The following is a 2,584-nucleotide window of genomic DNA, read 5'->3' as shown; positions in this document are numbered from 1 at the left end:
GGCATGATGACCGGATTGCCAACCATCGCAATGTAAGACGCCATCGAGGCGGCAATGCCATCGACATGCACCGTAATGGATGCGCCACAATGTTTGAGCGCGTTAAAGATGGCGATACCATCAAACACGTCGCCACCCGGTGAGTTGATATGGAGGTTGATGAGGGAGAGTTCACCCAGGGCTTCCAGTTCAGCAATAAACTGCTTGGCTGTTACCCCCCAGTAACCGATTTCATCGTAGATGTAGATGTCAGCCGCCCCGTCACTCTGCGCCTGCATACGAAACCAGGAATTACCCTGATTAATCGGCGTTCGTTGTGCGCTGTTGCGTACCTTTTGCCGTGTTTTTGGCCGTGGCATTTCTGCCTCCTTTGTCATTTGCCGGGTCAGTATCAAACACCAGACCTTGCTTGCTGTTTTCATCAACTTCCGCCTTACGACGGCGTTTGACATCATCAGGGTTAGAGCCACGCGCCCGCACCCACTCACTTTCAGTCGCGGCACCACCACGGATAAGGATTTTCCAGGATGTCGCCTCTTTCACCGGATCAATCCATGGCATCACCGGCCCGGAATAGACCGCGTTAAACAGGGTTTCTTGATTAACATTGCGGGGGACTTTTATCCGGCCAGCCGCAATCGCCATTTTCAGGAAAGTGCGGTACATCGGGCGGGTAAGTGCAGCGATCACCGTGTCCTGCAAAATCAGGTATCCCTCAGTGGATTCAACCAACTCCTGACGCTGGGCGCTGTAGGTGCCGTTATAGTTACGGGCAATGCTGGAGAAACTGCCCCGTGAACCTGCGGCCACCGCGCGTAACTGACCATTTCGGAAAGATTCCAGATTGGCGTTAGGGCGGTCTGACTTGATCATCCCGACATCTTCTCCGGGTTGAAGGCCATCAAACAGCATGCCCGGAACGATATTCAGTTCCTCGGGACCGCGCGTTTTGCTGTCAGCCTCAGGGTATGACTGCCCATCCCCTTTTTTGATGTACATGCCTAGCGATGCAGCAATGCGGGCGGCAGTCAGTTCCGCGTCTTCATAATCCTTGAGTCCACTCAATCGAATCAGAATGCCGGAAAATAACGAATTGCCCCGTACCTGGTGTAAGCGACGGGTAAATTTCAGGTGCAGCATGAAATCAGCAGAAACGTCTTTAATATCGCCCTGTAGCATCCCGATGGTTGGCAGTTGCTTGTACACCATATATTTCGTTGGTCTGCCCCAGTCATTGAGGTATACCCCTTGCAGCAACTTTTTAGACGGGTCGGTACGATCCAGCGGAACAAAGTCCGGCTCCAACGCTTCAAGCCAGAGCGGCACGCCCGCAACAGGCTGCAATCCGTTTGCTGCGCCCTGCACCAGTTGTGCAAACACTTCACCGTCGCGCAACCAGGTACGCACCATCAACCGTTCCAACACCGGGCGCGTGTACTGCCCCGTCACATCCGGGGACACTGACCACTCACCCCACAGTGCACGGATTTGCGAGGCCAGATCTTCGGCAATGGTCCCGTCTTTGAGCAGAGGCTGCGGCTCAACGATAAATCCCTTTGCCCCGACAATCCGCTCCTCCAGCTTGTCGAGAATGCCGATCACGATGTCATGATTGTTATCCAGCCAGCGCGCCTGCTCGCGCAGGGAGCGTCCGCCGAATTGCGTCAGTTGATTAGCATTGCGATTCTCACGCTTTCCCCTGTGCGTGCGTGTTGGCATCGTCGCCTCATAGGCGCTGATCATGTAGCGACTGCGCAGACGAGAGGCTTTCCACGCCGGAGAGATGGCCCCAATAAGGTTATCCAGCAGTTTCATTGAAACCTCACCACTTTATACATAGGGCTACCGGTCTGAGCCCGTTGAAACGCCGCTAACCGGCGCTCCCATTTCTCCCGACCTGCAATGATTAAGTTCAGGTTTTCCATGGTCATCTGCTGGCCGTTAAACGTGATGCTTTTTCCTTCCAGCACTGCCTTTTCAGCATCCATGTAGAGCTGGATCATGTTTTGAATTTCTGCCTGGTTCACACCCAGCCTCCTGATGAATTAATGGGAGCCCAGGCCGAGGCTACTATCTCGCGGGCTGATGTCGTTGTGTCTGGCTGTGTCGGGCGTGGTGCGGGTCTGTGCTGTTGTGGGGAGTCATCATCTGAAGGCGTTACCCACTGCGGTGGATTATCCCAGTTGATTTTGTCATACCCGCGCAGGATAACCAGCGCATGGGCATAGACCATCAGGTCAAATGCCTCGTTTGGCCCGCGCCCCGGCTTACGCCACTTGCCGTCAGGACCACGCTCCTCATAGGTCAATTCGTCGTAGAACCACTCACCGAGCCAGTCAGGAAAATGAATGTAATTGGCCCCCGGCGTCTCACGCTGCAAGGCGTTGTCGATCCGGTCCTTTAGTGGGTCAGTCTGGAGCAGGTACAACGGCACATCCCCGCGCGCTTCCGCGCGTCGGTCTTGTCGGTCAATGTTGTTCGGGAATGTTTTGCTGATAAGTTTGCTGCGTTTGGTGCTGTCACCTTTAAACAGGTAGACACGTTTATGCAGGCCATCCCGGCGACATTGCCGCCAGAATTCATA

Annotated in this window: 4 protein-coding genes; all 4 read right to left on the bottom strand. The window is 54.5% G+C overall.

Going from position 1 to position 2,584, the window contains the following annotated elements; genetic code table 11:
- A partial coding sequence (locus J5224_RS24820; RefSeq protein WP_413544722.1) for a Clp protease ClpP occupies positions 1-278 on the bottom strand: 278 nt, incomplete at its 3' end.
- 22 nt (positions 279-300) lie between these two features.
- Complete coding sequence (locus J5224_RS24815) at positions 301-1,815, bottom strand: phage portal protein (protein WP_264627882.1); 1,515 nt, start codon at positions 1,813-1,815, stop codon at positions 301-303.
- The gene (locus tag J5224_RS24810; protein ID WP_264627881.1) at positions 1,812-2,027 is read right to left on the bottom strand and encodes a hypothetical protein; all 216 of its coding nucleotides are present in this window, start codon (positions 2,025-2,027) and stop codon (positions 1,812-1,814) included. Before J5224_RS24810 ends, J5224_RS24815 begins: the two co-directional genes overlap by 4 nt.
- Positions 2,024-2,584 (bottom strand): terminase gpA endonuclease subunit (locus tag J5224_RS24805; protein ID WP_264627880.1); only part of this gene is annotated, 561 nt, incomplete at its 5' end. The genes J5224_RS24810 and J5224_RS24805, both read right to left, overlap by 4 nt.

Source organism: Candidatus Symbiopectobacterium sp. NZEC135 (genome assembly GCF_025962695.1).
The sequence above is the reverse complement of the archived record's forward strand: the minus strand, read 5'-3'. Positions and strand labels throughout refer to the sequence as shown.